This is a genomic window from Marinobacterium sedimentorum (assembly GCF_024267675.1).
In the GTDB taxonomy this organism is placed as follows: Bacteria; Pseudomonadota; Gammaproteobacteria; order Pseudomonadales; family Balneatricaceae; genus Marinobacterium_A; species Marinobacterium_A sedimentorum.
The window spans coordinates 1-1,920 of the sequence record NZ_JALDYX010000073.1 but is presented as its reverse complement, the minus strand read 5'-3'; the positions used below and the strand labels follow the sequence as shown (position 1 = coordinate 1,920).

Genomic DNA, 1,920 nt, shown 5'->3' with positions numbered 1-1,920 from the left:
GATCAGGTAATTCGTGTGGACGCTATGCCAGAACAAGCCATGTCGTTTAAGGAGGTGATCCAGCCGCAGGTTCCCCTACGGCTACCTTGTTACGACTTCACCCCAGTCATGGACCACACCGTGGTAACCGTCCCCCTTGCGGTTAGACTAGCTACTTCTGGTGCAACCCACTCCCATGGTGTGACGGGCGGTGTGTACAAGGCCCGGGAACGTATTCACCGCGACATTCTGATTCGCGATTACTAGCGATTCCGACTTCACGCAGTCGAGTTGCAGACTGCGATCCGGACTACGACCGGTTTTCTGAGATTGGCTCCCCCTCGCGGGTTTGCAGCCCTCTGTACCGGCCATTGTAGCACGTGTGTAGCCCTACTCGTAAGGGCCATGATGACTTGACGTCGTCCCCACCTTCCTCCGGTTTGTCACCGGCAGTCTCCTTAGAGTTCCCACCATTACGTGCTGGCAAATAAGGACAAGGGTTGCGCTCGTTACGGGACTTAACCCAACATTTCACAACACGAGCTGACGACAGCCATGCAGCACCTGTCTCAGAGCTCCCGAAGGCACTAAGCTATCTCTAGCGAATTCTCTGGATGTCAAGAGTAGGTAAGGTTCTTCGCGTTGCGTCGAATTAAACCACATGCTCCACCGCTTGTGCGGGCCCCCGTCAATTCATTTGAGTTTTAACCTTGCGGCCGTACTCCCCAGGCGGTCGACTTATTGCGTTAGCTGCGCCACTAAGAGATCAAGTCTCCCAACGGCTAGTCGACATCGTTTACGGCGTGGACTACCAGGGTATCTAATCCTGTTTGCTACCCACGCTTTCGCACCTCAGTGTCAGTATCAGTCCAGGCAGTCGCCTTCGCCACTGGTGTTCCTTCCTATATCTACGCATTTCACCGCTACACAGGAAATTCCACTGCCCTCTACCGTACTCTAGTCAAGCAGTATCAGGTGCAGTTCCCAGGTTAAGCCCGGGGCTTTCACATCTGACTGACTCAACCACCTACGCGCGCTTTACGCCCAGTTATTCCGATTAACGCTCGCACCTTCCGTATTACCGCGGCTGCTGGCACGGAATTAGCCGGTGCTTCTTCTGTGGCTAACGTCACAGATAACCGATATTAGCGGTTACCCTTTCCTCACCACTGAAAGTGCTTTACAACCCGAAGGCCTTCTTCACACACGCGGCATGGCTGGATCAGGGTTGCCCCCATTGTCCAATATTCCCCACTGCTGCCTCCCGTAGGAGTCTGGGCCGTGTCTCAGTCCCAGTGTGGCTGGTCATCCTCTCAGACCAGCTAAGGATCGTCGCCTTGGTAGGCCTTTACCCTACCAACTAGCTAATCCTACGCAGGCTCATCTGATAGCGAAAGGTCCCGAAAGATCCCCTCCTTTCCCCCGTAGGGCGTATGCGGTATTAGCATCCGTTTCCGAATGTTGTCCCCCACTACCAGGTAGATTCCTACGCGTTACTCACCCGTCCGCCGCTCTCAAGAGAAGCAAGCTTCTCTCTACCGCTCGACTTGCATGTGTTAGGCCTGCCGCCAGCGTTCAATCTGAGCCATGATCAAACTCTTCAGTTTAAAATCAAGATACCGAAGTATCGATAATTCTGACTCAAGCTAAAACAACTTAAATGAATTCACATGAAGGTTGCTTACCTTGATAAAGCTATTTATGCCTTATCCTGACAAGCGCCCACACGAATTACCTGATCAATCTGTTAAAGAGCGTTTGGACTCAAGGATCGTTGCCGCTGATCCCGTGTCTCAAGTGAGGCGCATATTCTAGCGTCTCCGTGTTCTAAGTCAATCCTTTTTTTCAACATTTTCGACCGAAGCCGCGAAGATAAAAAGGTGACGCCAAGCCGATACTGCCGGTCGATTCATCAGGTGAAACCACTTGATAATCAACCAT

1 rRNA gene is annotated in these 1,920 nt (G+C 52.3%); it reads right to left on the bottom strand.

Features of this window, described 5'->3' with window-relative positions:
* Positions 1 to 47: 47 nt before the first annotated feature.
* Positions 48 to 1,586, bottom strand: a 16S ribosomal RNA gene (locus tag MRS74_RS23460).
* Positions 1,587 to 1,920: the final 334 nt, after the last annotated feature.